Origin of the sequence: Falsiroseomonas sp. HW251 (assembly GCF_050563545.1) — a bacterium.
In the GTDB taxonomy this organism is placed as follows: domain Bacteria; phylum Pseudomonadota; class Alphaproteobacteria; order Acetobacterales; family Acetobacteraceae; genus Falsiroseomonas.
Genome location: NZ_JBNXUM010000002.1, coordinates 181,454 through 201,488, shown reverse-complemented (window position 1 = coordinate 201,488; position 20,035 = coordinate 181,454). Strand labels below are relative to the sequence as shown.

Sequence of the window (20,035 nt, the reverse complement as noted above, 5' to 3'; positions counted from 1 at the left end):
CACCGAGGGAGCCGACCGCCATGCCCGTGACCTTCGCCAACCCCGCCGGCGTGCACGCGCCGGGCTCGCGCTATTCCCACGCCGCGCTGGTCGAGGCACCGGGACGGCGGCTGGTGATCTCCGGCCAGATCGGGGTCGCGCCGGACGGGACGGTGCTGCCCGCCGGGCCCGACCAGATCCGCCAGGCGCTGGCCAATCTCGGCGCGATCCTGGCGGCGCATGGGATGGGGACCGCGAACATCGTCAAGATGGGTGTCTTCCTGACCGACCGCGCGCTGATCCCGGCCTGGCGGGCGGAACGCGAGGCGTTCCTGGGCACGCTGGCGCCGACCTCCACCCTGCTGGTCGTGGCGGGGCTGGCGGATCCCCGCTTCGTCTTCGAGGTCGAGGCAGAGGCGGTCGCCTGAATTCCCCGGCACGGTCCCGGCACGGCGTTTCCGCCGGGGCTGGTTCCATGCCACCATGGCAGGGATCTGATGGAGGAAAGCGGCGATGGTGTCTCGACGTGGCGTCCTGGCGGGCGCGGGTTTGCTGATGGCCTCGCCGGTCCTGGCGCAGGTTCCGGGGCAGCGGCTGCGCGGCCGGATCGTCGCGCTGGAGGGCGAGACGCTGCGCATCGCGCCGCGGGAAGGCGGCGAGCTGGCGGTGCGGCTGAACGCCGAGACGACTTTCGGCGCTCTGCGGCGCGTGACGGTGGCGGAGCTCGCGCCCGGCACCAGGCTCGGCGTGGTGGCGGAGCCCTTCGGCGACGGGCTGCGGGCGGTGGCGGTGACGGTGCTGCCGGCGAGCGCCACGCGGGAATTCCAGTCGGGCTGGGACCTCACGCCGACGAGTTCGATGAACAACGGCGCGGTCGCGGCGGTGGTGCAGCGGGCGGACACGCATGAGCTGTCGCTGTCCATCAACGGGCGCGACATCCCGGTGCGGATCGACGCGGCGACGGCGATCGTGCAGCCCATCCCGGCGGCGCGGTCGGACCTGGTGGCGGGGCGCGCGGTGCTGGTCAGCGGCGGCCCCGGCGAGGGCGGCTTCGTCGCGCAGCGCGTGACGGTGGAGAAGGACGGCGTCGCGCCGCCGACGTGACCGGCGATGAAGCCCTCTCCACCCGCAGGGGGGAGAGGGATGGGTGAGGGGGCGTTAGTGCAAGGAGCGCGCTCCAAGCCTTTCCTGTCCCCCTCACCTAACCCTCTCCCCCATGAGTGGGCGAGAGGGCTTTGCGCGTCCCGCTACGCCTCCTCCCACTCCAGCATCGCGTACTGGAAGAAGTCGCCGCGCTGGTCGTAGATCGTGACGGAGGCGCCGCCGCCCGCACGGCCGGTGAACCGTTCGCGCGATTGCGGGTCGAAGCCCGCGAAGGCCACGTCGCCTTCCAGCCCGAAGGCGATGGCGCCGTCCGGCAGCAGGATGCGGCCCGGCTCCGACCGCACGACGATGCCGCTCTCGACGTCAAGGAAGCCGTCGTCGCGCGCCTGCACGACGAAGCTTTCGCCGGTGCCGAGCGCGTGGATCACGCGCGGGCAGGCGCCGGCACGCCGGCGATGCGCCTCCACCGCGACGATCCGGCGAAGCTCCGGCCGCATCATGGTCCTCCTACGGAGGCGGGATCACGCATGCCCGCGGCCGCTGCGGTCCGTCGTCGCGACCTGGCGGCGCGTGGTGCCGTCGATGCCGCCCGCGATCGCCCATTCCGCGAAGAGCTCGGGCTTGCGGGACCATTCCTGCGGCACCCAGGCCTCGGTGCAGTAGTCGTCGTCGGCGTAGTATTCCAGCGGCGGGCCGAGCGGGTTGTGGAAGTACCAGAAATAGGCGGAGGACAGCGGATGCCGGCCGGGCCCGATCTCGGTCTTCCAGCCCTTCTGCGCCATGGCGATGCCGCCGCCGATCACCTCATGCACGTCGGTCAGCGTGAAAGCAACGTGGTTCACGCCGGGCTTGCCCGGCCTGTTCAGGATGAAGAGGTTGTGGTGCTCGCCCCGCTTGCGGCAGCGCAGGAAGACGCCGTGGCCGGGATACTCGTCGCTGACGATGAAGCCCATGGCGTCGGTGTAGAATTCGCGCATCGACGCGAAATCCGCGGCGAAGAGCACGATGTGGCCGAGCTTGACGGGATGCGCGCGCTCATGGACGGGGGATCGGCGGTCGATGCGCGCGGGATTGCCCGGCGCGTTCACCGGCGTCGGCGTCACCGCGACATGTCGGCGGCGCGAGACGCGGAAGCCGTGGCGCAAGCCGTTCGGGTCCACCGCGCGGGGCAGGCCGTCCGGGCCGGGCTGTAGCGCGCCCTTGGCCGACAGGCGCTCCAGCGACTGCTTCAGCGCGCCGGCATCCACCGCGCCCCAGATCACCTCGCGCACGGTGTTGCCGGGCTCGATCGCCGGCGGCAGGTCGGGCGCGTCCTTCGGGCGGACGATTACCTCGCCGCCGTCGCGCGTTTCGTAGACCAGGCGGTCGGCATCGGCGAAAATTCTGGTCAGGCCCCAATCTTCAAGGAAGCGCTGCGCTTCAGCCATGTCGGCCACGCCGAAGACGACCGCGTCCACCCCCGAGAACGGCATCTCCTTCCCCTCCTCGTTCATTCCGCGGTGATCCCCCTTGCCCGGATCACCTCGGCCCATAGCGCGGTCTCCCGCCGCAGCCTTGCCGCAAAGACATCGGGCGACTCGCAGACGATGTCCAGACCCTGGCCGGCCAGCGTGCGGGCGTTGTCGGGGGAGCGCAGCACGGCCTCGGTCACGGCGGCGATGGCGTTGACGGCGGGCGCGGGCGTCGCCTTGGGGACCAGCAGCCCGTACCAGGACGTCACGTCGATGTCGTAGCCGGCCTCGGCCAGGGTGGGAATTTCGGGCAGCTGCGCGACGCGCTGCGCGGTGGTCACCGCCAGAGCCTGCAGGCGGCGTTCGCGGATGCCTTCCAGCACGACGGGCAGGTTGGAGGACAGCAGCTGGATGCGGCCGCCCAGCAGGTCGGTCAGGGCCTGGGTCGTGCCGCGATAGGGGACGTGCTGGATCTCGATCCCGGCCTTGGACCGCAGCAGCTCCATCTGCAGGTGCAGCTGGCTGCCGACGCCGGAGGAGCCGTAGGAGATGGTGTCCGGCCGAGCCTTCGCCGCCGCGACGAGGTCCGCGACGGTACGCAGCGGGCTGCCGGACGCGGCGACGATGACGTTCGGCGTCGTCGCCATCATCGAGACCGGCGCGAAGTCGCGCTCAACGTCGTAGGGCAGGTTGCGGACCAGCGTCGGGCTGATCGTGAGGTTGCCCGCGGGGATGACGAGCATCGTGGTGCCGTCGGGCGCGGCGCGGCGGACGAGGTCGATGCCGATGGTGCCGCCGCCGCCGGTGCGGTTGTCCACCGCCGCCGCGACGCCGCTGCGCTGCGCGAAGCCGGCAGCCAGCACGCGGGCCAGCACGTCGATCGGGCCGCCGGGCGTAAAGGGCGCGACGAGGGTGATGGGCCGGTTGGGGAAGCCGGCGGGCACCTGCGCGCGCGCGGGCATGGCCAGCAGCGCGGCACCGGCGCCGAGCAGCGCGCGGCGGTTCATCTCATGCATTCTCGAGCACCTTCACCGCCCAGCTGTCGTAGCCGTAGACCCAGTCGGCATTGCCGCCCTCGCGCAGCCAGTTGTTGGCGCGCGAGCCCAGCTGGATCTTGGCCGTGCGCTTCCGCCGCGCGGCCTCGTAGGCGGCGAAAGCGACGACGATGTCCGGCGCCTCCGCCACGCAGCGCGCCAGCACCACCGCGTCCTCGGCGGCCTGGCAGGCACCCTGGGCCATGAAGGGGAGCATGGGATGCGCGGCGTCGCCGAGCAGCGTGACGCGGCCCTTCGACCAGAAGGGCAGGGGATCGCGTTCCCAAAGCGCGGTCTTCAGCACCTCGTCGCAGGCATCGAGCAGCGCGCGCGCTTCCGGGTGGAAGTCGGCGTAGAGGCTGCGGAGCTCGGCGACGCTACCGGGCTGCGTCCAGCTTTCATGCGTCCAGCTGTCCTGGCCGATTGTCGCGAAGATGAAGATGTCGCGGCCGAGGTTCAGCGGGAAGGTGACGATCTGGCTCTGCGGGTTCGGGCCCCACCACTTCGTGAAGCTGTCGAGGTTCGGAACGCCGGCGACCTTCTCGCGCGGGACGACGGCGCGGAAGGCGACGACGCCGGTGAAGCGCGGGGATTCCGCGCCAAGCAGCGCGGCGCGCACGACGGAATGGATGCCGTCGGCACCGACCAGCGCGTCCACGCGCGCGGTCTTGCCATTGGTGAAGCGGATGGTGACGCCGGTCGCGTCCTGCTCGATCGCCTCGGCCTTATGGCTGAGCCGAATGGCGTTGGCGGGCAGCGCGTTCTCCAGCGCGCTCAGCAGGTCGGCGCGGTGCAGCGTCAGCTGCGGAGCGCCATACTTACGCTCGGCCTCGTCCGACATCGGCAGGCGCGAGGTCTCCTCGCCGGTGTCCCACATCCGGCTGATGCGGAACTGCGGGCGCGCGGCGGTGGCGCGCAGGGCCTCGCCCACGCCGAGCCCGTCCAGCGCGCGCACCGCGTTCGGCGTGAGGTTGATGTCGGCGCCGACGCGGCCGAAGCGCGGGGCCTGTTCGAACACGATGACGTCGTGGCCGACCTTGCGCAGCGCGATGGCGGCCGAGAGGCCGCCGATCCCGCCGCCAGCGATGCCGATGGTGCTCATGCCTTCCCCGCCTCGCGCAATGCCATCAGTTGCTGCCGCGCTTCCTTCGCGAGGTAGCGCCGCAGCCGGATCAGGCCGGCGTCGTGCTGGTAGAGCATCTCGTGCTTCTCGAGGCCCAACCCGCAGCCATCCATCATCTCGCGGTCCTGCTCCAGCACGTGCCAGTGCCGCGGCTCGAGCTTGGTGCGATACAGGAAGCGCCAGACGTTGCGCTGCCAGCCCTCGACCTTGCGGACGCGGAAGAAGAAGCAGGCGGAGTTGGTCTCGTCGATCGGCGTGATGACGGAGACGATGCCGAAATTGCCGCCGGGACCACCGGTCTTGGGGTAGGGGATTTCCAGCCGGACATAGAGGGCGCCATCGTCCAGGAACTCCGACCAGTCGAAGTTCACGTCGCGCTGGCCGGCCTTCTCGAAGACGAAGCCGTGCGGCGTGTCGCGCGTGACGAACACCGCCTGGGTGTCGCCCTGGTACATGGTGTGGGAGTTCGCGTGCAGGAACGTCCCGTGCATGGGGTCCATCAGGTTGTCGTAGATGTAGCGCCAGGACGCGTTCCAGTCGGCGTAGCAGCAGAAGCTGGACCAGGCGCCGCCGGCAAGCTGTTCCGGCGGGTTGAAGGGCGCGGGATCGGCGTGCAGTGCGTCGCCGAACCAGACCCAGATCGCGTCGGCCTGCTCCACCGCCGGGAAGGTCTTCACGGCCTTGCGCCCTTCCAGTGGGCAGCCCGGCTGGCCGGGGACGGCCAGCACGGTGCCATCGGGCCCGACCTCCACGCCGTGATAGGCGCAGCGCAGCCGGTCGCCCTCGTTCACGCCGCGCGACAGCGGGACGGCGCGGTGCGGGCAGCGGTCGGTCTGGACATGGATCGCGCCCTGCACGTCGCGCCAGAGCACGATCTTCTCGCCGAGGCGCGTAAGGCCGACAGGGCGGCCGCCTGTCTCGACGAAGCGGCTGGGCAGCACGGGATACCAGCGGTTCCGCAGGCCGGTGGCGAGCGAGGCCTGGACCTCCTGGTCGGTCGGGTTGGCGAGGCCCGTGGCGGGGCGGTCGAGAACGCTGCTCATCTCACGCCCCCAGTTCGCGCATCAGCGCGGTGAAGCTCTCTTCGGTCCAGTGGCCGCCGTCGCGCGGGCGGACGCGCGACGCGTTCAGCGCGGCGACCAGCGCGGGCAGTTCGTGATGGCCGTTGCCGAAGGCCTGCTCGATCGCGCCGGCCAGCGACATCTCCCAGTCCGTGGGCTCGCGGTCGCGGGACTGGTGCGGCGAGAGATAGGGGAAGCTGTAGGTCGCCATCTTCGTCTCCCTCAGATGTCGAGAACCAGCCGCGCGCCCTTCGCGCGCGACACGCAGGCCATCATCACGTCATTCGCCGCGCGCTCGGACGCCGAGAGGATGGAGTCGCGGTGATCCACCTCGCCCTCCAGCACGCGGCATTCGCAGGTGCCGCAGACCCCCTGCTCGCAGGAGGAGACGAGGTCGAGCCCGGCGTCGCGCAGGGCGGCCAGCACGCTGGTGTCGGCGTCCACCCGCACCGTCTGGCCGGAGCGCGCGCAGACCACGTCGAAGCCGCCATCCTGCTCGCCTTCGGGGCGGGATTTCGGCTGGAACCATTCGAAGCGAACGCTGCCTTCCGGCCAGCGCGCGGCGGCGGCTTCGACCGCGGTCATCAGGGCTTCCGGGCCGCAGCAATAGACCATGGTGCCGGGCTGCACCTCGGCGAGCCGTGCCGCGACGTCGAGGCGCGTGCCCTCGGCGGAGCAGTGCGTCGTGACATCGGCAAGCCCGCGCGCGGTGTCGAGGAACGGAGCCTCCTCCGTCCGCTTCGCGCAGAACAGCAGCGTCGCCTGCGCGCCCGCCCGCTGCGCCGCGCGCAGCATCGGCAGGATCGGCGTGATGCCGATGCCGCCGGCGATGAAGAGATACCGCGGCGACGGAGACAGATGAAAGTTGTTGCGCGGGCCCTCGGCCTCGACCAGCGCGCCGACGCGCAGCGCCTTGTGCACCAGGCCGGAGACGCGCCCGCCCGCGACCTCGCGCACGGCGATCCGCCAAGTCGTGCGGTCGTCGGGATCGCCGCAGAGCGAATATTGCCGCACCGGCGCGCCGGGGAGATGCAGGTCGAGATGGGCGCCTGCCTCCCAGGCCGGAAGCGCGGCGCCGTCTAGGGCGACGAAATCCAGCGAGACGACGCCCGGCGCTTCCCAGGTCATGCGCTTCACGCGGAGAGGGCGGCGCGCGGTCATGCCACCACCACCGCGTCGCGGTTCAGCACCGCGCGCGCCATGGACAGGCCGGCGGTGAGCGAGGTCTTGGGGTTGGTGGACGACGGCACGCCTTCCAACCGGATGGAGAAGCGCAGCGCGTCGGACTCGACCTCCAGCTCGTGCAGGTTGCGCGCGATGCCGGGGTCCGCGACCAGCTTCACCTGTGTCGCCCCGAAGCCGACGCCGGCGAGCGCGATGGTCGCCGCGACATTGGCGTTCTGCGGGAAGTCACGCGCGGCGGCGCGCGCGCTGCCTTCGTAGAAGGTCGCGGGCGCCTTGAGCGCATCGAGGTCCAGCAGCGTCTCCGCCTTCGTGCCCTTCCAGGCGCCGGGCGGCTTGCGGCCGACATAGGTGACGCGCGGCGTGCCCCTCAGCTTCGCGGCGGCCAGCGCGTCGAGCCCGCCGACCGCGCCGGCCGGCAGCAGGATCTGCGCCCCGCCCTTCACCGCGGCATCCTTCAGCGCGTCGAGCAGCGCCTGGTCGGCCAGCGCGCCGGTCGAGGCGACGACGAGGTCGCGCCCCGCCGCAAGCACCGCCGCGCCGTGCTGCGCGACGGCCGCGTGCCCCGCGCATTCGCATACCAGCCCGGCGCCGGTCTGCAGCATCGCGTGCAGCTCGGTGTGCACGCTCGCCATCCGCGCGCAGCCGCCGAGGCGGGCGACCAGCGCCTCGCCCTTCGCGCGGTCGCGCACCAGCACGGCCAGGTGGTCCAGCAGGCGAGGTTCGTGCGCGGCGATCGCCTCCAGCATGGTCGCTGCCATGCCGCCGGCGCCGATGACGCCGAGCTTCATCGCACGGACCCCGCGGCACCGGCGGGCGGGCCGGCGAAGCTCTCGGCAAAGGGACCGATCGCGACCATGTCCACCTCGATCATGCGCGGGCCTGGCGCGGCGAGCGCGGCGTCCAGCGAGGCGGCGAAGTCCCCGGTGCGGGCGACCTTCGCATGCGGCAGGCCCATCGCCTGGCAGATCAGCGAGAAATCGGGCGTGAGGATCGAGGCGTAGTGCTGCCGCCCCCCGTATTGCGCGTCCTGGATGTTGCGGATGACGCCATAGCCTTGGTCGTTCATCAGCACGAAGACGGTCTCCGTGCCGCTTTCGACGGCGGCGGCGAGTTCGCCGAGGGAGAGCTGCGCCGCGCCGTCGCCGACCAGCGTGATCGCCTTGCCCGCGCCGGCCAGGCCGGCGCCAATGCCCATCGCGATGCCCTGCCCGATCCCGCCGCCCAGCGCATGCACGCCGAGATTCGGTGCGGCGAGGCGGACATAGCGGTTGCCGAAGGTGGAGTTGGAGATGGTGACGTCGCGCACCCAGGGGCGACCCTGCGCGACACGCTCGCTGATCGCATCCGCCACCGCGGCGTAGGGGCCGAGCATCTTCCGCAGTGCCGCCTCTCCCTTCGCGCGCGCGGCGCCGATGGAATCGAGGAAGGCGGCATCGGTCGAAAGCAGGGCCGGCAGGCGGGCGAGCAGGCCTTCCAGCACCAGCCGCGCATCGCCGGCGACGAAGAGCTCCACGGGGTAGTTGCGGCCGGCCTGGGTCGCGTCGGCGTCGGCCTGCACAAGCCGCGGCAGGCGCATCGCGTTGTTGCGAGTTTCGTTGCCGCGGAGGCGCGAGCCCACGACCAGCATCAGGTCCGACTGCTCATAGATCGCCTGCGCGTCCGGCGTCATGTTGAAGGCGCCCAGGCTCCAGCGATGGCCTTCCGGCACCGTCGCGCGGCCGTTGGTGCTGGTCACGGCGCCGACGCCGCGCTCGACCAGGGCGGTCGCGGCTTCGGCCGCGCCGCGCGCGCCGCCGCCGAGCCAGATCATCGGGCGGCGCGCCTGCGCGACCATCGCGGCAAGCTCGTCGAGCAGCGCCGGGTCCGGCACCACCGATTGAACGGCGATGCGCGCCGGCGCGGCGCGCATCCGCGCCTTCAGGCGCTGCACGTCCACGGGGATCTCGAGCGACACCGGCCCCGTCGGTGCCGACAGCGCGGCCTGCGCGGCGGCGAGCAGCGCGTCCACGGCGTTGTGCGGCTCCCAGGCGCGGATCACCTGCTTGCTGACAGCCTTCAGCATGTCGGGCTGGCGCGGCACGTCGTGGATCGCGGCGCGGTCGCGGTCCATGAAGGGGCGGTCGATCTGGCTCGTGATATGCAGCACGGGGCTGCCCGCGGTCAGCGCCTCGACTTGCGCGCCGGCGGCGTTGCCGGCGGCGGTGCCGGTGGAGGTGAAGCAGACGCCCAAGGACCGCGTCACGCGGGCATAGGCATCGGCCATGTTCATCGCGCCGGCCTCGCCGCGGGCGGGGACGAAGCGGATGCGGCCCTGGCGCGCGATGGCGTCCAGGATCGGCATATTGTGGATCGAGATCACGCCGAAGGCATGCGTCACGCCGAGATCGGCCAGCGCGCGGGCGATAAGGTCGCCGACGGGCTCCTCCAGCGTGGTTTCGACGAGGGCGTCCATGGTCAATGCTCCGCAGGCGCCGCGACAGCGGCGAGCGAACGAATGGCCGCCGTGGCCAGTGCCGCGTAGCCAAGCGCCGGAGGCGCGCCGGCGAGTGAGGCCAAGAAAACTGCGTCCATGCGCGTCTTCCTAGATGTGCCGCGAGACGCCGCCGGAAATCTCCAGGCTGGCACCGGTGATGTAGCTCGCCGCCGGCGAGCCGAGGAAAACGATGGCGCGCGCGGGCTCCTCCGGCTGCCCGAGGCGGCCGAGCGGAATGCCCTTGTCCTGCGCAAGCCGCCCGAACCAGGCGTCGCGCGTCTCGGCCTTGTCGGCGCGGGCCTCGAAGCGGCGCTGCCACTGGCCGGAATCGACCAGGCCCAGCAGGATCGAGTTCACGCGGATGCGCGGGGCGAACTCCGTCGCGAGCGACTTCAGAAGGCTCTGCACGCCGGCCCGCGCCGCGGAGGTGCAGACCATGTGCCTCTCCGGCTGGTAGGCCAGCAGCGAGTTCACGCCGACGATCGCTGCCGCATCGGACTTGTCGAGCATCGGCTTGAAGGCGCGGATCGGCAGGACCTGGCTGAAGAACTTGAGATCCAGCTCGTCCTTCCAATCCTGGTCGGTCGTGTCGGCGAAAGTGGAGACGCGGCCCTGGCCCGCGTTGTTCACCAGCAGGTCCAAGGCGCCGCTTCCCCACTCCGCGACAGCATGCGCGAAGCCCGCGACCTCCGTCGCGTCCAGCACGTCGCAGCGGAGCGCGAGCAGGCGGTCGGAGCCGAGCTCCTTGCGCGCCGCATCCAGCCGTGCCTGGTCGCGCCCGCAGATCGCGACGCGGGCGCCTTCCGCCAGCAGCAGCCGCGCGGTCGCGAGCCCGATGCCGGACGACCCGCCCGTCACCACCGCGACGCGGTTCGCGTATCCCAGCTCCATCACGCCACCTTCCGCATCACGAAGCCGAGCCGGCCGGAGATCTCGGCGGCTGCATCCGACACCGCGGCGCCGATGCGCGCGCGGTTCGCCTCGAAGTTCACGACCTGGCCGCTGACATTGATCGCGGCGACCGGCCGGCCCCTGGCGTCGCGCACCGCGGCGGCGACGGATCCGATGCCGGGCTCGAAGAAGCCCTCGCTCCAGGCAAGGCCGGCCTCGCGGTCCTGCGCAAGGCGGGCGAGCAGGCCGTCCACCGTCGTTGCGGTGTGCGGTGTCACCGCCGTCATCGGCGCGCCGGCATAGAGCGCACGCACCTCGGCCTCCGGCAGATGCGCCAGGATGATCCGGCCCATGTTCGCGGCATGCGCGGGCAGGCGGGAGCCGACGCGGATGTTGGACACGAACGCCGCGCTCGGCGTGCGGCGGACGAGGTAGACGACCTCGCGCCCGTCGAGCACGCCGAGATGGGCGGACATGCCCACGCTCTCCGCGAGCGCCTGCAGGACGGGCTGCGCGGCCTCCGCGAGGTCGCCGGAGGCGAAGGCATGCGCGGCGATGGCGATCAGGCCCGGTCCGATGCGCCAGCCCGAATCGCCGGCAGGCTCGATGAAGCGCTCGGCTTCCAGCGTGTGCAGCAGGCGCAGCAGCGTGGTGCGGCTGATGTCGAGCTCGCGCGCGGTGCGCGACATGTTGGTGACGCGGTCGCCCTCCGCGATGCGGCGCAGCAGCTTCGTCGCGCGCTGCACGGGGGGCGAGAGGTAGTCGCTGCCGTTGTCGTCAGACATGCGCCAGCATTCCGGCGAGCAGCGCGGCGACGGCGCCGGGCTGGTCCTGCGGCAAGGCGTGGCCGGCCTCGGGGACGATGTGGAGCGTGCTGGCGGGAAGGGCTGCGTGCAGCGCGCAGGCGTTGGACGGCGGTGTGATCGCGTCGAACTCGCCGCAGGCGACGAGCGCCGGCGGCAGCCGCTTCGCGTCGCGCAGCAGGTCGCCGGCGCCGAGCGCGTGGACGGCCTGCGCGTAGCCCGGCAGGTTCACGGCCGACATCGCCTCGCGCACTGCGGGCAGCGATTCCGGCCTGTGGACCAGCCGGCCCGCGCGCTTCGCCGCGAAGGCGCGGGGGCCGAGTTCCGCGAGGTCGTCGATGCGCGCCTGCACGCCGGGCGGCAGCGCGGCGCCGGGGGCGACGCCATAGCCCAGCGCGGGCGAGAGCAGGGCGAGCGCCGCGACGCGATCGGGATGGGCCAGCGCGAAGGCGCCCGCGAAGAGGCAGCCGAGCGAATGGCCGACCAGGGCGACGCGATCGAGCGACAGCCCGTCCAGCACCTGCGCCAGCCGCGCGGCGTAGTCCGCCGGCGTCGGGCGCTCGGGCCTTACGGGCCTGGAATCGCCATAGCCCGGCGCCCACCACGCCACGACGTCGGCGTCGTGCGGCAGCGCCGACACCATGGGACGCCAGGATTCCGCGTTGCTGCCGATGCCGTGCAGCAGCACCAGCGTCGGCCCCGTACCCTCGCGGCGCAGAAGCGCGGTATCGGCGGCGCGGATCCACTTCATGTGAAGACAAAGCCGTTGTTGACCGGCAGCACCTGGCCGGTGACGGCGAGCGCGCCGGGCGTCAGCAGAAAGACCACCGTCGGGGCGATGTCCTCCGGCACCATCGCACCCGGCGCTGCGCGGCCGTTCTCATAGAGCGCGTGGCGCTCCGGCGGGACGTATTCCGTGGCCTCGTTGCGCAGGATGCCCGGTGCCACGGCCGTTACGCCGATGCCGCGCGGTCCCATCTCCCGCGCCAGGCTGCGCGTCATGGAAATCACCGCGCCCTTCGACGCGACATAGGCCAGCAGGCGCGGCGCGCCCCATAGCGCGGTGTCGGAGGCCAGGTTCACCACGCGGCCCGTCCCGTTCGCCGCCAGCATCGGCGCGCATTCCCGCGTCATCAGCCAGGTGCCGCGGACATTCACGCTCATCACGCGGTCCCAGGTGCCGATCTCGATCGCGTCGAATTCGGGTCCGCCGATGCCGGTCGCGATGGCGGCGTTGTTCACCAGGCCGTGCAGCTCGCCCTCGTGCCGCGCGATGTCGGCCGCGCAGGCCGCGATCCCCTGGGGATCGCCGAGGTCGAGCTTCACGAAGCGCGACAGCAGCTCCGCCGACGTGGCGCGGCCCTGCTCCTCAAGGATGTCGGCGACGATGACGCGGGCGCCGGCCTCGGTGCAGGCATGGGCGATCGCCCGACCGACGCCGCGCGCCGCGCCGGTGACGAGGATGGTGCGGCCTTCCAGCGCGCTCATCGGCACGGCCCCCGGTCCCTGCAACGTTCATATTTGGACGTATCGTTCATATAAGAACGATGCTAGGAGGTCCATCGCCGCGCGGTCAAGCGGAAAATCCTCGTCCGCTGCAGGCGCGGCGCAGGCCTCGCGCGGATTTCGGGCTTGACGGCGCCACCCCATGCCACGCTATCGTATGGCCATATATGAACGATACGTCCAAATACGAACAGGTTCAACCCGTCACCGCCGCCGCGAAAGGCCATTGCATGACGCTCTCCCGCCGCTCGCTCGCCCTCGGCCTCGTCGCCGCCCCGCTCGCGTGTCCCGCCCTGGCGCAAGGCAACAGGCCCGTGACCATCGTGGTCGCCTTCCCGCCGGGCGGCGAGACGGACGTGCTGGCCCGCGTCTATGCAGAGAAGCTCGCGCCGCGCATCAACCGCAATGTCGTGGTGGAGAACCGCAGCGGCGCCAGCGGCACGATCGGCGCCGCGCAGGTCGCGCGATCCGCGCCGGACGGCGACACGCTGCTGTTCGCGCCGAACACCTTCGCCATCGCGCCGCATGTGATGCGGGCGCAGCAGACCTACGACCCCGTCGCCGACTTCACGCCCATCGTCATGACCGGCACCAACGCGCTGATCCTGATGGCGAGCCGTGCGTCGGGCCTGCGCACGCTGGCCGATGTCGTCGCCGCCGCCAAGGCCGGGCGCATCGCGACCTATGGCTCGCCGGGGTCGGGCTCGCCGATGAACGTGCTGGGCGAGCTCTTCAACCGCACCGCCGGCATCAGCCTGACCGAGGTGGCTTATCGCGGCACGGCGCCCCTGGTCACCGACCTGCTGGCGGGCGTCGTGCCCGTGGGCTTCGTGACGCCCGCCGTCGCGGTGGAGCATGTGCGCGCCGGCGCGATGGCGCCGATCGCCGTGTCGTCGCGGGACCGCGCGGCGATGGTCCCCGACGTCCCGAGCTTCATCGAGGGCGGCTTCGACATCGAGATCACCGCTTGGTACGGGCTGTTCGGCCCGCGCGGCATGGCGCCGGCGCTGATTGAGCAGCTCAACGCCAACCTCAATGCGATCCTGGAAATGCCCGATGTGCGCGCCCGCATGGCGACGATGGGCATCGTCCCCGCCGGCGGGCCGCAGCCCGGCTTCGCCGCGCTCGTGCGCAGCGAATCCGAGCGCTACGGCCGCCTGGTGCGGGAGTTCAACATCTCGGCGAGCTGACGCTCGCCCCCACCCACCCCTCTCCTCCATGAGCGGGGGAGAGGGGTTTGCGGTTGGGGGGCTGGTCTACGAGCCAATCTTCGCCCGCGGCTCGAATACCTTCTCGAGCCGCTGCGCCCAGGCCGGGGAGGGCGCGACGCGTTCCCCGCCGACATCGCAGAGCCGGTCGAGCAGCCCGATCGCGAGATCCCACAGCCGATCCGCTTCCTTCGGGTCCGGCGCTTCCCGCGCAGCACGGGCCAGCAGCCGCCCCACCGCGCCGGCCGCCGCGATGGCGCGGGCGAGGTCCGCGCCGTCGGACAGCGCGACCGCGCGGTCCATCATCCACTCCGCCTCGCGTTCCAGCCGGCGCATGCCGAGGATCGCCCAGAAGCGCCAGAGCGGCCCTGCGAAGCGCCGGGACTGCGGGGGCTGGCGGCCGCCGAGGCGCGGCAGCACCTCCTCGGCCAGCGCCCGGCGCAGCAACTCCGCGCGCTGCGTGTCCATGCCATCCTGCGTGCCGAGGATGCGCGGCGCAAAGGGCTTCAGACGCTGCCGCACGGCATGCGGCATGTTGTCGTTCAGCGGGATCGCGAAGGCCCGGATCAGCGGGGACGCGCAGCCCGGGCTGTCCGTGTGTTCCTCGCCCGCGAGGCAGGCGACGAGCGACATGACGCACATTCGGCCCGCATCGCGCGTGCCGACACCGGTGACAAGTTCCACGCGCTCGAGAGCCCGCTCGAGCCGGATATCGAGATGCATGCGGACCATCCTCCTTGCAGCCGCGGCGAAGCCTGGTCTGCCAAGCGTCCGTCGAGGGTGCCCGACAGCTTCAATGCGCAACCCCCACGTCGCGTTCCCGGGGCGCGCGACGATGATGGTGCCAAGCCTCACGGCCGGCGGGGTAATCACATGGGCTCGACGCGACGGCCCCCCGTGCTATGCCGCGGGCAAGGAGAGGACCGATGGACCCCACGACCTGGCTCGCCTTCTGCGCGGCCGCGATGGCGATGCTGCTGATCCCCGGGCCGACCATCCTGCTGGTGATCGGCCAGTCGCTAGGCGGGGGCGCGCGCAACGCGCTGCCGCTGGTGGCCGGGGTCGCGCTCGGCGACCTCACGGCCATGACGCTGTCGCTGGCGGGGATGGGGGCGCTGCTCGCGGCGTCCTCGGCCGCCTTCACCGCGGTGAAATGGGCGGGCGCGGCCTATCTGGTCTGGCTCGGCGTCAGGATGTGGCGCGCGCCGGTGACGGAGCAGGCGGCGCCCCCGCTGACCGGAAGGCGGGCGCTGCGGGAGGCCTGGGTCGTCACCGCGCTCAATCCCAAGGGCATCGTCTTCTTCGTGGCCTTCGTGCCGCAGTTCATCGACGCCGCGCGGCCCTTCGTCCCGCAGGCCGCGCTGCTGGTCGCGACCTTCGTGACGCTCGCCGCGATCAATGCCGCGGCCTATGCGCTGCTGGCGTCCCGGCTGTCGGGTGCGGTGCGCCGGCCGAGGCTGCGCCGCGCGCTGAACCGGGCGGGCGGGACGGTGCTGATCGGCGCCGGGCTCGCCGTCGCCCTGCGCAGGGCTTGAGTCGGGACCGGTCCGGCCCGAGATTGCGCGCCACGGGAGCATCGCGATGCGCGAGGACTACACCGAGACGACGCGGGCGATCCGCGTTTCCGTGCGTGCCTTCTACCTGGCCGACCAGTCGGAGCCGGAACGCGGCCACTATGTCTGGGCCTATCGCGTCTCGATCGAGAACCAGGGCCGGGACACGGTGCAGCTGCTGAAGCGCAGCTGGCAGATCACCGATGCGATGGGCCGCACCCAGCAGGTGCATGGCGAGGGCGTGGTCGGGGAGCAGCCCGTGCTGGAGCCCGGCCAGAGCTTCGAATACACCTCCGGCACGCCGCTGGCGACGCCGTCGGGCATCATGCGCGGCGCCTACCACATGGTGGTCAGCGGCACCGGCGAGGCCTTCGACGTCGCGATCCCCGCCTTCAGCCTGGACAGCCCGCACCAGGCGGGCCGGCTGAACTGACCCACGGGTTGCGCGTTCGCGGCCCCCACCCATTTCCGCTGCCGAGGAAGGCGCCGTGACGCGGTGGCGCGGAACCGATCCGCCGCATCCTGATGCCAGGGCCCATCGCCCGAGGAACCCGATCGCCGTGAATATCCAGACGCCCAAGCGCACGCTCGCCACGCCTTCGACGACCGAGCCGCGCCCGACCCGCCAGGACGCCGAGGACGCGATCCGCACCCTCCTCCGCTGGGCCGGCGACGACCCCGCGCGCGAGGGCCTGCAGGACACGCCCTCGCGCGTCGCCCGCGCCTACCGCGAATGGTTCTGCGGGTATGAGGAAGACCCCGTCGAGATCCTCGCCCGCTCCTTCGAGGAGACGGACGGCTACGACGAGATGGTCGTGCTGCGCGACATCCGGCTCGAGAGCACCTGCGAGCACCACATGGCGCCGATCCTGGGCAAGGTGCATGTCGCCTACCTCCCCAATGGCCGCGTGGTCGGCATCAGCAAGCTCGCGCGCGTGGTGGACGCCTATGCCAAGCGGCTGCAGATCCAGGAGAAGATGACGGCGCAGATCGCCAACTCCATCCAGGACGTGCTGCAGCCCAAGGGGGTGGCGGTGGTGGTGGAAGCCGCGCACCAGTGCATGACGACGCGCGGCGTGCACAAGCCCGGCGTGACGATGGTGACGTCGCGCATGCTCGGCGCCTTCCGCGACGACCCCTCCACGCGGCGGGAGTTCCTCGCGATGATCGGGAACCCGCGGGACCGCGGCGAGGGCTAGCCCTTCGGTAGTCTGGGCAGGAGGCCGGTCACCACCGCGCGGTCGGCCTCCCAGAAGCGGGCGAAGTCGGCCGCGCCGAGGAAGGCCGGCGTCTCGCCGAGCCGCCTCACCGCGGCCAGGAAGGCAGGATCGGTGAAGGCCGCAGCCACCGCGCCGTCCAGCGCCGCAATGCGGTCGGCCGGCGTGCCGCGCGGCGCGAACAGGCCGCGCCAGCCCTCATAGACCAGGTCGATCCCCTCGGCTCGAAAGGTCGGCAGACCCGCGAAGCCCGGCACCGGCGCCGCCGTCATGGAGGCGATCGGGCGCAGCCCCGGCTGGTCCTGCAGCGTGCCCGGCGGCGCGGTCAGCAGCGCCACCTGGCCGGCCAGCACGGCGGTCACCCCCGGCGCGGTGCCCTGGAAGGGCACATGCGTCAGCTCGACCCCGGCAAGCCCCGAGAACTGCTCCATTGCCAGGTGGAAATGGCTGAGGATACCGAAGGTCGCGTAGGTGACGCCGCCCGGATCGGCGCGCGCGGCGCGGATCACGTCGGCCAGGCTGCGCAGCGGCCCGTCCGCCCGTGCGGCCAGCAGCACCGGGCTGGTGGCGAGGCGGGCCACCGGCTCGAAATCGGCGGGTCCGTAGGGCAGGCGGTTGGCCAGCGGCAGGATGGACATTGGCGCGGCATCGGCCTGCAGCACGGTCTCGCCGTCCGGCGCGGCGCGGGCGGCGGCGGCGGCGCCGATCGTGCCGGTGGCGCCGGGCCGGTTCTCCACGATGACGGCGCGGCCGCCACGCCCGCCGATCTCGGCGGCGAGCGCGCGGGCGAGCAGGTCCGCGCCGCCACCCGGGGGATAGGGCACGACGATGCGCAGCGGACGTCCCGACTGAGCCTGCGCGCCGGCCGGCACGGCGAGGCCGGCCCCGCCCTTCAGCAAGCTGCGCCGCGCGATCGGCATGCGGTCCTCCCCGGGTTCTTGCGGGCAGGATAGGGCAGGCGCGACACCGGCGGCCAGCCGCGCCATTCCCGTTGACTCCAAAACGTAAAGCGTTTACTTGACGCTTATGTCGCCCGGTCCCGCCGAGCAGGAACTCGGTGTCCGCCTTCGAGAAGCCCGCCTTGCCCGCGCCGCCGACGCGCCGCGCGACTTCTCCGTTCGCGCCCTCTCGGCCCGGATCGGCGTCTCGGCCGCCTACCTCTCGCTCGTCGAGCGCGGGGCGGAGCGCCCGACCGAGGCCGTGATCCGCGCCCTGGCCGAGGCGCTCGGCCTCGACCCCGGCCCGCTGCTCGTCCTTGCCGGTCGCGTGCCCGCCGAGGTCGCCGCCGCCCTGATCGCCCGTCCTGCGCTGGCCGAACTGGTCCGCGCCGCCCGAGACCTGCCCGAGCCCGACCTCGCGCGGATGATCCGCCAGGTCCGCGACGGCGATTGGTAGAACCCCTGGGGAGGACCACCATGCCCGTTGCCCTGCACGCCGATACCCTCCGGCTGGAATTCCCGGACCTTCATCCCGACGCCGTGCTGCACGTCACCTTCCAGCGCACGCTGCGCGTCCCCGACGACGCCACGCGCTACGGCCTGCCGCCCGGGCTCGGCCGCTTCCCGCTCCGCGCAGTGGACGAGTTGCGGCAGGACGCGGTGCCGCAGGACTGGAAGCGCCGGGGCGGCATCGCGCTGCCGATGTGGCAGGCCGAGGCCTGCTGGCTCAGCTTCTCCTCGCCCTCCGGCTACCCCTTCGCGCTGAAGGTCGCGGCGGGGAAGGTGAACGCGGTCAACGGCGCGCCCTGGACCAACGAGCTCGACGCCGGGGACCAGGACTATATCGAGGTGCCGGGCCAGCCCTGGCTCGACGGCTTCTGCGTGGAGAAGGGCGTGGTGCGCCAGTTCGTCGCCATGCCGCTCGGCCAGGGCTACACCGCGGAGGAGCAGGTGACCGGCAAGGCCGAGCATGGCGGCATCCAGCTGCTGGCGCGCCCCCTGAAGGCGGCGATCTGGGAGGAGCGCGAGGAAGCGCGGCGGCGGGAGGAGGAAGCGCGCCGCGCCGCTATGGCGGGGGCCGTGTTCCGTCATGCCTCACCGCCGCTTGCCGCGATGCCGATGGACATGGCCGTCTCGGCGGCCGCGTCCAGGATGGATATGGGCCTCGCCCCCGGCGGCTCCATCGTGCAGGAGATCGCCAAGCCGCAGGAACGCGCCGACGCCTGGGACGACACGCAGCGCGCCCGCTGCTTCGTGCAAATCGCCAACAGCGAGGCCTGGACCGCGCTGACCGGCGCGCCGCCGCCGACGCGAATGCCGACCGCCGCCGACTACCGCCGCGCCGGGCTGCCCTGGTTCGAATGGTACGCGGACCGCCCGGCCCGGGCGGGGTCGTCCATCCTGGCGACGCTCAAATCGGTCGCGACGCTCGGGCGCGAGAAGCGGGAGGCGCCGTTGCCCGACAACGAATCCTTCGACCCGCCGGAGCCCGTGCGCCTGGGCCCGGCGGCGGCCCGCGCGGGACGGCTCGAGGGAACCTGGTGACGAAGGCGGCGGACCATCTGCGCATCGCGGTGGGTGGCCGCGCCGCGCTGCGCGCCTGGCTCGCGGCCAACCACGCCTCCTCCGGCAGCATCTGGCTGGTGACCTGGCGCAAGCCCGATCCGCGCCACCTGCCCTATGACGCGATCGTGGAGGAGGCGCTGTGCTGGGGCTGGGTGGACAGCCTGCCGCGCAGGCTGGACGAGAGCCGCACCATGCTGCGCCTCTCGCCCCGCCGGCGTGGCAGCGCATGGTCCGCGCTGAACAAGGCGCGGATCGAGCGGCTGGAGGCGGCGGGGCTGATGGCGCCGCCCGGCCTCGCCGCCGTGGCGCGGGCGAAGGCGGATGGGTCCTGGTCGAAGCTCGACGCGGTGGAGACGCTGGCGGAGCCCGCGGACCTGGTCGCCGCGCTGGCGCGGCATCCGCCGGCGGCGGCGCATTGGGCGGCCTTCCCGCGCTCCGCACGGCGCGGCATCCTGGAATGGATCGAGCAGGCCCGCACGCCGGTGACGCGGGTAAAGCGCGTCGAGGAGACCGCGACCGAAGCGCAGGCGAACCGCCGCGCCAACCGCTATCGCGGGCCCGGGTGAGCGGGCGGGTGAACGGCATGCTGTGGCTGCTTCTCGCGCTGCTCGCGCCGCCGGCCGAGGCCGCGACATGCCGCGTCACCGACGGTGACAGCCTGGTCTGCGGGCAGGAACGCGTGCGCATCGCGGGCCTCGACACGCCGGAGCTGCATGGACGCTGCCCGCAGGAGACGGCGCTCGCCCGCCAGGCGCGCAGCCGGATGCGCAGCCTGGTCGCCCGCGGCGTGACGCTGCATCCGCAGGGCCGCGACCGCTATGGCCGGTTGCTCGCGGTGGTGGTGGATGCGCGCGGCACGGATGTCGCGCGCATCATGATCGCCGAGGGCCTCGCCCGCCCCTCCTACCACGGCGAGCATCGCCGCGGCTGGTGCGGGCGGTAG

At 72.4% G+C, this 20,035-nt stretch carries 25 protein-coding genes; 10 read left to right on the top strand and 15 right to left on the bottom strand.

What is annotated here, in order from left to right:
• Positions 1-20 precede the first annotated feature (20 nt).
• Together ACLF3M_RS02880 and ACLF3M_RS02875 are read left to right on the top strand one after the other, a co-directional pair.
• Complete coding sequence (locus tag ACLF3M_RS02880; protein WP_430655333.1) at positions 21-407, top strand: RidA family protein; 387 nt, start codon at positions 21-23, stop codon at positions 405-407.
• Between the two features lie 85 nt (positions 408-492).
• Positions 493-1,083 carry a hypothetical protein gene (locus ACLF3M_RS02875; RefSeq protein WP_430655332.1) on the top strand — a complete coding sequence of 197 codons (591 nt, stop codon included), beginning with the start codon at positions 493-495 and terminating at the stop codon, positions 1,081-1,083.
• A gap of 143 nt (positions 1,084-1,226) precedes the next feature.
• Here the strand turns inward: ACLF3M_RS02875 and ACLF3M_RS02870 are convergent, their stop codons facing one another.
• The 13 genes from ACLF3M_RS02870 to ACLF3M_RS02810 all read right to left on the bottom strand — a co-directional run bounded on the left by ACLF3M_RS02870 (position 1,227) and on the right by ACLF3M_RS02810 (position 12,592).
• The gene (locus ACLF3M_RS02870) at positions 1,227-1,580 is read right to left on the bottom strand and encodes a hypothetical protein (RefSeq protein ID WP_430655331.1); all 354 of its coding nucleotides are present in this window, start codon (positions 1,578-1,580) and stop codon (positions 1,227-1,229) included.
• 24 nt (positions 1,581-1,604) lie between these two features.
• Positions 1,605-2,576 carry a VOC family protein gene (locus ACLF3M_RS02865; RefSeq protein WP_430655330.1) on the bottom strand — a complete coding sequence of 324 codons (972 nt, stop codon included), beginning with the start codon at positions 2,574-2,576 and terminating at the stop codon, positions 1,605-1,607.
• Positions 2,573-3,550, bottom strand: a complete 978-nt coding sequence (locus ACLF3M_RS02860) for a Bug family tripartite tricarboxylate transporter substrate binding protein (RefSeq protein WP_430655329.1) — start codon at positions 3,548-3,550, stop codon at positions 2,573-2,575. The genes ACLF3M_RS02865 and ACLF3M_RS02860 overlap by 4 nt, the downstream gene beginning before the upstream one ends.
• Entirely contained in the window at positions 3,543-4,670 is a 1,128-nt protein-coding gene (locus tag ACLF3M_RS02855) for an FAD-dependent monooxygenase (protein WP_430655328.1), read from the bottom strand. The genes ACLF3M_RS02860 and ACLF3M_RS02855 overlap by 8 nt, the downstream gene beginning before the upstream one ends.
• Positions 4,667-5,734, bottom strand: coding sequence for a Rieske 2Fe-2S domain-containing protein (locus tag ACLF3M_RS02850; protein WP_430655327.1), 1,068 nt, complete (start codon positions 5,732-5,734; stop codon positions 4,667-4,669). Before ACLF3M_RS02850 ends, ACLF3M_RS02855 begins: the two co-directional genes overlap by 4 nt.
• A 1-nt stretch (position 5,735) precedes the next feature.
• Positions 5,736-5,963 carry a recombinase-like helix-turn-helix domain-containing protein gene (locus ACLF3M_RS02845; RefSeq protein WP_430655326.1) on the bottom strand — a complete coding sequence of 76 codons (228 nt, stop codon included), beginning with the start codon at positions 5,961-5,963 and terminating at the stop codon, positions 5,736-5,738.
• Positions 5,964-5,974: 11 nt separating this feature from the next.
• On the bottom strand, positions 5,975-6,913 hold the full coding sequence (locus ACLF3M_RS02840) for a PDR/VanB family oxidoreductase (RefSeq protein WP_430655325.1): 939 nt from the start codon (positions 6,911-6,913) through the stop codon (positions 5,975-5,977).
• The gene (locus ACLF3M_RS02835) at positions 6,910-7,725 is read right to left on the bottom strand and encodes an aspartate dehydrogenase (RefSeq protein WP_430655324.1); all 816 of its coding nucleotides are present in this window, start codon (positions 7,723-7,725) and stop codon (positions 6,910-6,912) included. The genes ACLF3M_RS02840 and ACLF3M_RS02835 overlap by 4 nt, the downstream gene beginning before the upstream one ends.
• Entirely contained in the window at positions 7,722-9,389 is a 1,668-nt protein-coding gene (locus ACLF3M_RS02830) for a thiamine pyrophosphate-binding protein (RefSeq protein WP_430655323.1), read from the bottom strand. Before ACLF3M_RS02830 ends, ACLF3M_RS02835 begins: the two co-directional genes overlap by 4 nt.
• Before the next feature lie 129 nt (positions 9,390-9,518).
• Positions 9,519-10,301: an SDR family oxidoreductase gene (locus tag ACLF3M_RS02825; RefSeq protein WP_430655322.1), complete on the bottom strand. Its 783-nt coding sequence runs from the start codon at positions 10,299-10,301 to the stop codon at positions 9,519-9,521.
• Complete coding sequence (locus ACLF3M_RS02820; protein ID WP_430655321.1) at positions 10,301-11,086, bottom strand: IclR family transcriptional regulator; 786 nt, start codon at positions 11,084-11,086, stop codon at positions 10,301-10,303. The genes ACLF3M_RS02825 and ACLF3M_RS02820 overlap by 1 nt, the downstream gene beginning before the upstream one ends.
• Positions 11,079-11,855, bottom strand: a complete 777-nt coding sequence (locus ACLF3M_RS02815) for an alpha/beta fold hydrolase (protein WP_430655320.1) — start codon at positions 11,853-11,855, stop codon at positions 11,079-11,081. The genes ACLF3M_RS02820 and ACLF3M_RS02815 overlap by 8 nt, the downstream gene beginning before the upstream one ends.
• Positions 11,852-12,592, bottom strand: a complete 741-nt coding sequence (locus ACLF3M_RS02810) for an SDR family oxidoreductase (protein WP_430655475.1) — start codon at positions 12,590-12,592, stop codon at positions 11,852-11,854. Before ACLF3M_RS02810 ends, ACLF3M_RS02815 begins: the two co-directional genes overlap by 4 nt.
• Before the next feature lie 185 nt (positions 12,593-12,777).
• Here ACLF3M_RS02810 and ACLF3M_RS02805 point away from each other — a divergent pair, with 185 nt between their 5' ends.
• Positions 12,778-13,800, top strand: coding sequence for a Bug family tripartite tricarboxylate transporter substrate binding protein (locus ACLF3M_RS02805; RefSeq protein WP_430655319.1), 1,023 nt, complete (start codon positions 12,778-12,780; stop codon positions 13,798-13,800).
• Positions 13,801-13,866: 66 nt separating this feature from the next.
• Here the strand turns inward: ACLF3M_RS02805 and ACLF3M_RS02800 are convergent, their stop codons facing one another.
• A complete protein-coding gene (locus ACLF3M_RS02800; RefSeq protein WP_430655318.1) occupies positions 13,867-14,541 on the bottom strand; it encodes a hypothetical protein in 675 nt (224 codons plus the stop codon).
• A gap of 203 nt (positions 14,542-14,744) precedes the next feature.
• Between ACLF3M_RS02800 and ACLF3M_RS02795 the strand changes: the two genes are divergently transcribed.
• The 3 genes from ACLF3M_RS02795 (at position 14,745) to folE (ending at position 16,570) form a co-directional block, all read left to right on the top strand.
• Entirely contained in the window at positions 14,745-15,353 is a 609-nt protein-coding gene (locus tag ACLF3M_RS02795; protein WP_430655317.1) for a LysE family translocator, read from the top strand.
• A gap of 46 nt (positions 15,354-15,399) precedes the next feature.
• Positions 15,400-15,804, top strand: a complete 405-nt coding sequence (gene apaG / locus ACLF3M_RS02790) for a Co2+/Mg2+ efflux protein ApaG (protein ID WP_430655316.1) — start codon at positions 15,400-15,402, stop codon at positions 15,802-15,804.
• 127 nt (positions 15,805-15,931) lie between these two features.
• Positions 15,932-16,570: a GTP cyclohydrolase I FolE gene (gene folE, locus ACLF3M_RS02785; RefSeq protein ID WP_430655315.1), complete on the top strand. Its 639-nt coding sequence runs from the start codon at positions 15,932-15,934 to the stop codon at positions 16,568-16,570.
• On the opposite strand, the gene ACLF3M_RS02780 is transcribed toward folE, so the two are convergent.
• Complete coding sequence (locus ACLF3M_RS02780; RefSeq protein WP_430655314.1) at positions 16,567-17,508, bottom strand: Bug family tripartite tricarboxylate transporter substrate binding protein; 942 nt, start codon at positions 17,506-17,508, stop codon at positions 16,567-16,569. The genes folE and ACLF3M_RS02780 overlap by 4 nt on opposite strands.
• A 106-nt stretch (positions 17,509-17,614) precedes the next feature.
• Here ACLF3M_RS02780 and ACLF3M_RS02775 point away from each other — a divergent pair, with 106 nt between their 5' ends.
• From ACLF3M_RS02775 to ACLF3M_RS02760, 4 genes are read left to right on the top strand one after another with little or no spacing between them, the layout of a single operon-like run.
• Positions 17,615-17,983 (top strand): helix-turn-helix domain-containing protein, encoded by a 369-nt coding sequence (locus ACLF3M_RS02775; protein ID WP_430655313.1) that lies wholly within the window; start codon positions 17,615-17,617, stop codon positions 17,981-17,983.
• Between the two features lie 20 nt (positions 17,984-18,003).
• Positions 18,004-19,071 (top strand): hypothetical protein, encoded by a 1,068-nt coding sequence (locus ACLF3M_RS02770; protein WP_430655312.1) that lies wholly within the window; start codon positions 18,004-18,006, stop codon positions 19,069-19,071.
• Positions 19,068-19,658 carry a YdeI/OmpD-associated family protein gene (locus ACLF3M_RS02765; protein ID WP_430655311.1) on the top strand — a complete coding sequence of 197 codons (591 nt, stop codon included), beginning with the start codon at positions 19,068-19,070 and terminating at the stop codon, positions 19,656-19,658. The genes ACLF3M_RS02770 and ACLF3M_RS02765 overlap by 4 nt, the downstream gene beginning before the upstream one ends.
• A 17-nt stretch (positions 19,659-19,675) precedes the next feature.
• Positions 19,676-20,035 (top strand): thermonuclease family protein, encoded by a 360-nt coding sequence (locus tag ACLF3M_RS02760; RefSeq protein ID WP_430655310.1) that lies wholly within the window; start codon positions 19,676-19,678, stop codon positions 20,033-20,035.

Coding starts and splice junctions, on each gene's coding strand:
- ACLF3M_RS02795 (WP_430655317.1), top strand. CDS start 14,745: ATGGACCCCACGACCTGGCTCGCCTTCTGCGCGGCCGCGATGGCGATG.
- ACLF3M_RS02800 (WP_430655318.1), bottom strand. CDS start 14,541: ATGCATCTCGATATCCGGCTCGAGCGGGCTCTCGAGCGCGTGGAACTT.
- ACLF3M_RS02850 (WP_430655327.1), bottom strand. CDS start 5,734: ATGAGCAGCGTTCTCGACCGCCCCGCCACGGGCCTCGCCAACCCGACC.
- ACLF3M_RS02840 (WP_430655325.1), bottom strand. CDS start 6,913: ATGACCGCGCGCCGCCCTCTCCGCGTGAAGCGCATGACCTGGGAAGCG.
- ACLF3M_RS02830 (WP_430655323.1), bottom strand. CDS start 9,389: ATGGACGCCCTCGTCGAAACCACGCTGGAGGAGCCCGTCGGCGACCTT.
- ACLF3M_RS02810 (WP_430655475.1), bottom strand. CDS start 12,592: ATGAGCGCGCTGGAAGGCCGCACCATCCTCGTCACCGGCGCGGCGCGC.
- ACLF3M_RS02820 (WP_430655321.1), bottom strand. CDS start 11,086: ATGTCTGACGACAACGGCAGCGACTACCTCTCGCCCCCCGTGCAGCGC.
- ACLF3M_RS02865 (WP_430655330.1), bottom strand. CDS start 2,576: ATGAACGAGGAGGGGAAGGAGATGCCGTTCTCGGGGGTGGACGCGGTC.
- ACLF3M_RS02760 (WP_430655310.1), top strand. CDS start 19,676: ATGCTGTGGCTGCTTCTCGCGCTGCTCGCGCCGCCGGCCGAGGCCGCG.
- ACLF3M_RS02770 (WP_430655312.1), top strand. CDS start 18,004: ATGCCCGTTGCCCTGCACGCCGATACCCTCCGGCTGGAATTCCCGGAC.
- ACLF3M_RS02805 (WP_430655319.1), top strand. CDS start 12,778: ATGAACGATACGTCCAAATACGAACAGGTTCAACCCGTCACCGCCGCC.
- ACLF3M_RS02875 (WP_430655332.1), top strand. CDS start 493: ATGGTGTCTCGACGTGGCGTCCTGGCGGGCGCGGGTTTGCTGATGGCC.
- ACLF3M_RS02835 (WP_430655324.1), bottom strand. CDS start 7,725: ATGAAGCTCGGCGTCATCGGCGCCGGCGGCATGGCAGCGACCATGCTG.
- ACLF3M_RS02880 (WP_430655333.1), top strand. CDS start 21: ATGCCCGTGACCTTCGCCAACCCCGCCGGCGTGCACGCGCCGGGCTCG.
- ACLF3M_RS02775 (WP_430655313.1), top strand. CDS start 17,615: ATGTCGCCCGGTCCCGCCGAGCAGGAACTCGGTGTCCGCCTTCGAGAA.
- ACLF3M_RS02855 (WP_430655328.1), bottom strand. CDS start 4,670: ATGAGCACCATCGGCATCGCTGGCGGCGGGATCGGCGGCCTCTCGGCC.
- ACLF3M_RS02780 (WP_430655314.1), bottom strand. CDS start 17,508: ATGCCGATCGCGCGGCGCAGCTTGCTGAAGGGCGGGGCCGGCCTCGCC.
- apaG (WP_430655316.1), top strand. CDS start 15,400: ATGCGCGAGGACTACACCGAGACGACGCGGGCGATCCGCGTTTCCGTG.
- ACLF3M_RS02825 (WP_430655322.1), bottom strand. CDS start 10,301: ATGGAGCTGGGATACGCGAACCGCGTCGCGGTGGTGACGGGCGGGTCG.
- ACLF3M_RS02860 (WP_430655329.1), bottom strand. CDS start 3,550: ATGCATGAGATGAACCGCCGCGCGCTGCTCGGCGCCGGTGCCGCGCTG.
- ACLF3M_RS02845 (WP_430655326.1), bottom strand. CDS start 5,963: ATGGCGACCTACAGCTTCCCCTATCTCTCGCCGCACCAGTCCCGCGAC.
- ACLF3M_RS02815 (WP_430655320.1), bottom strand. CDS start 11,855: ATGAAGTGGATCCGCGCCGCCGATACCGCGCTTCTGCGCCGCGAGGGT.
- ACLF3M_RS02870 (WP_430655331.1), bottom strand. CDS start 1,580: ATGCGGCCGGAGCTTCGCCGGATCGTCGCGGTGGAGGCGCATCGCCGG.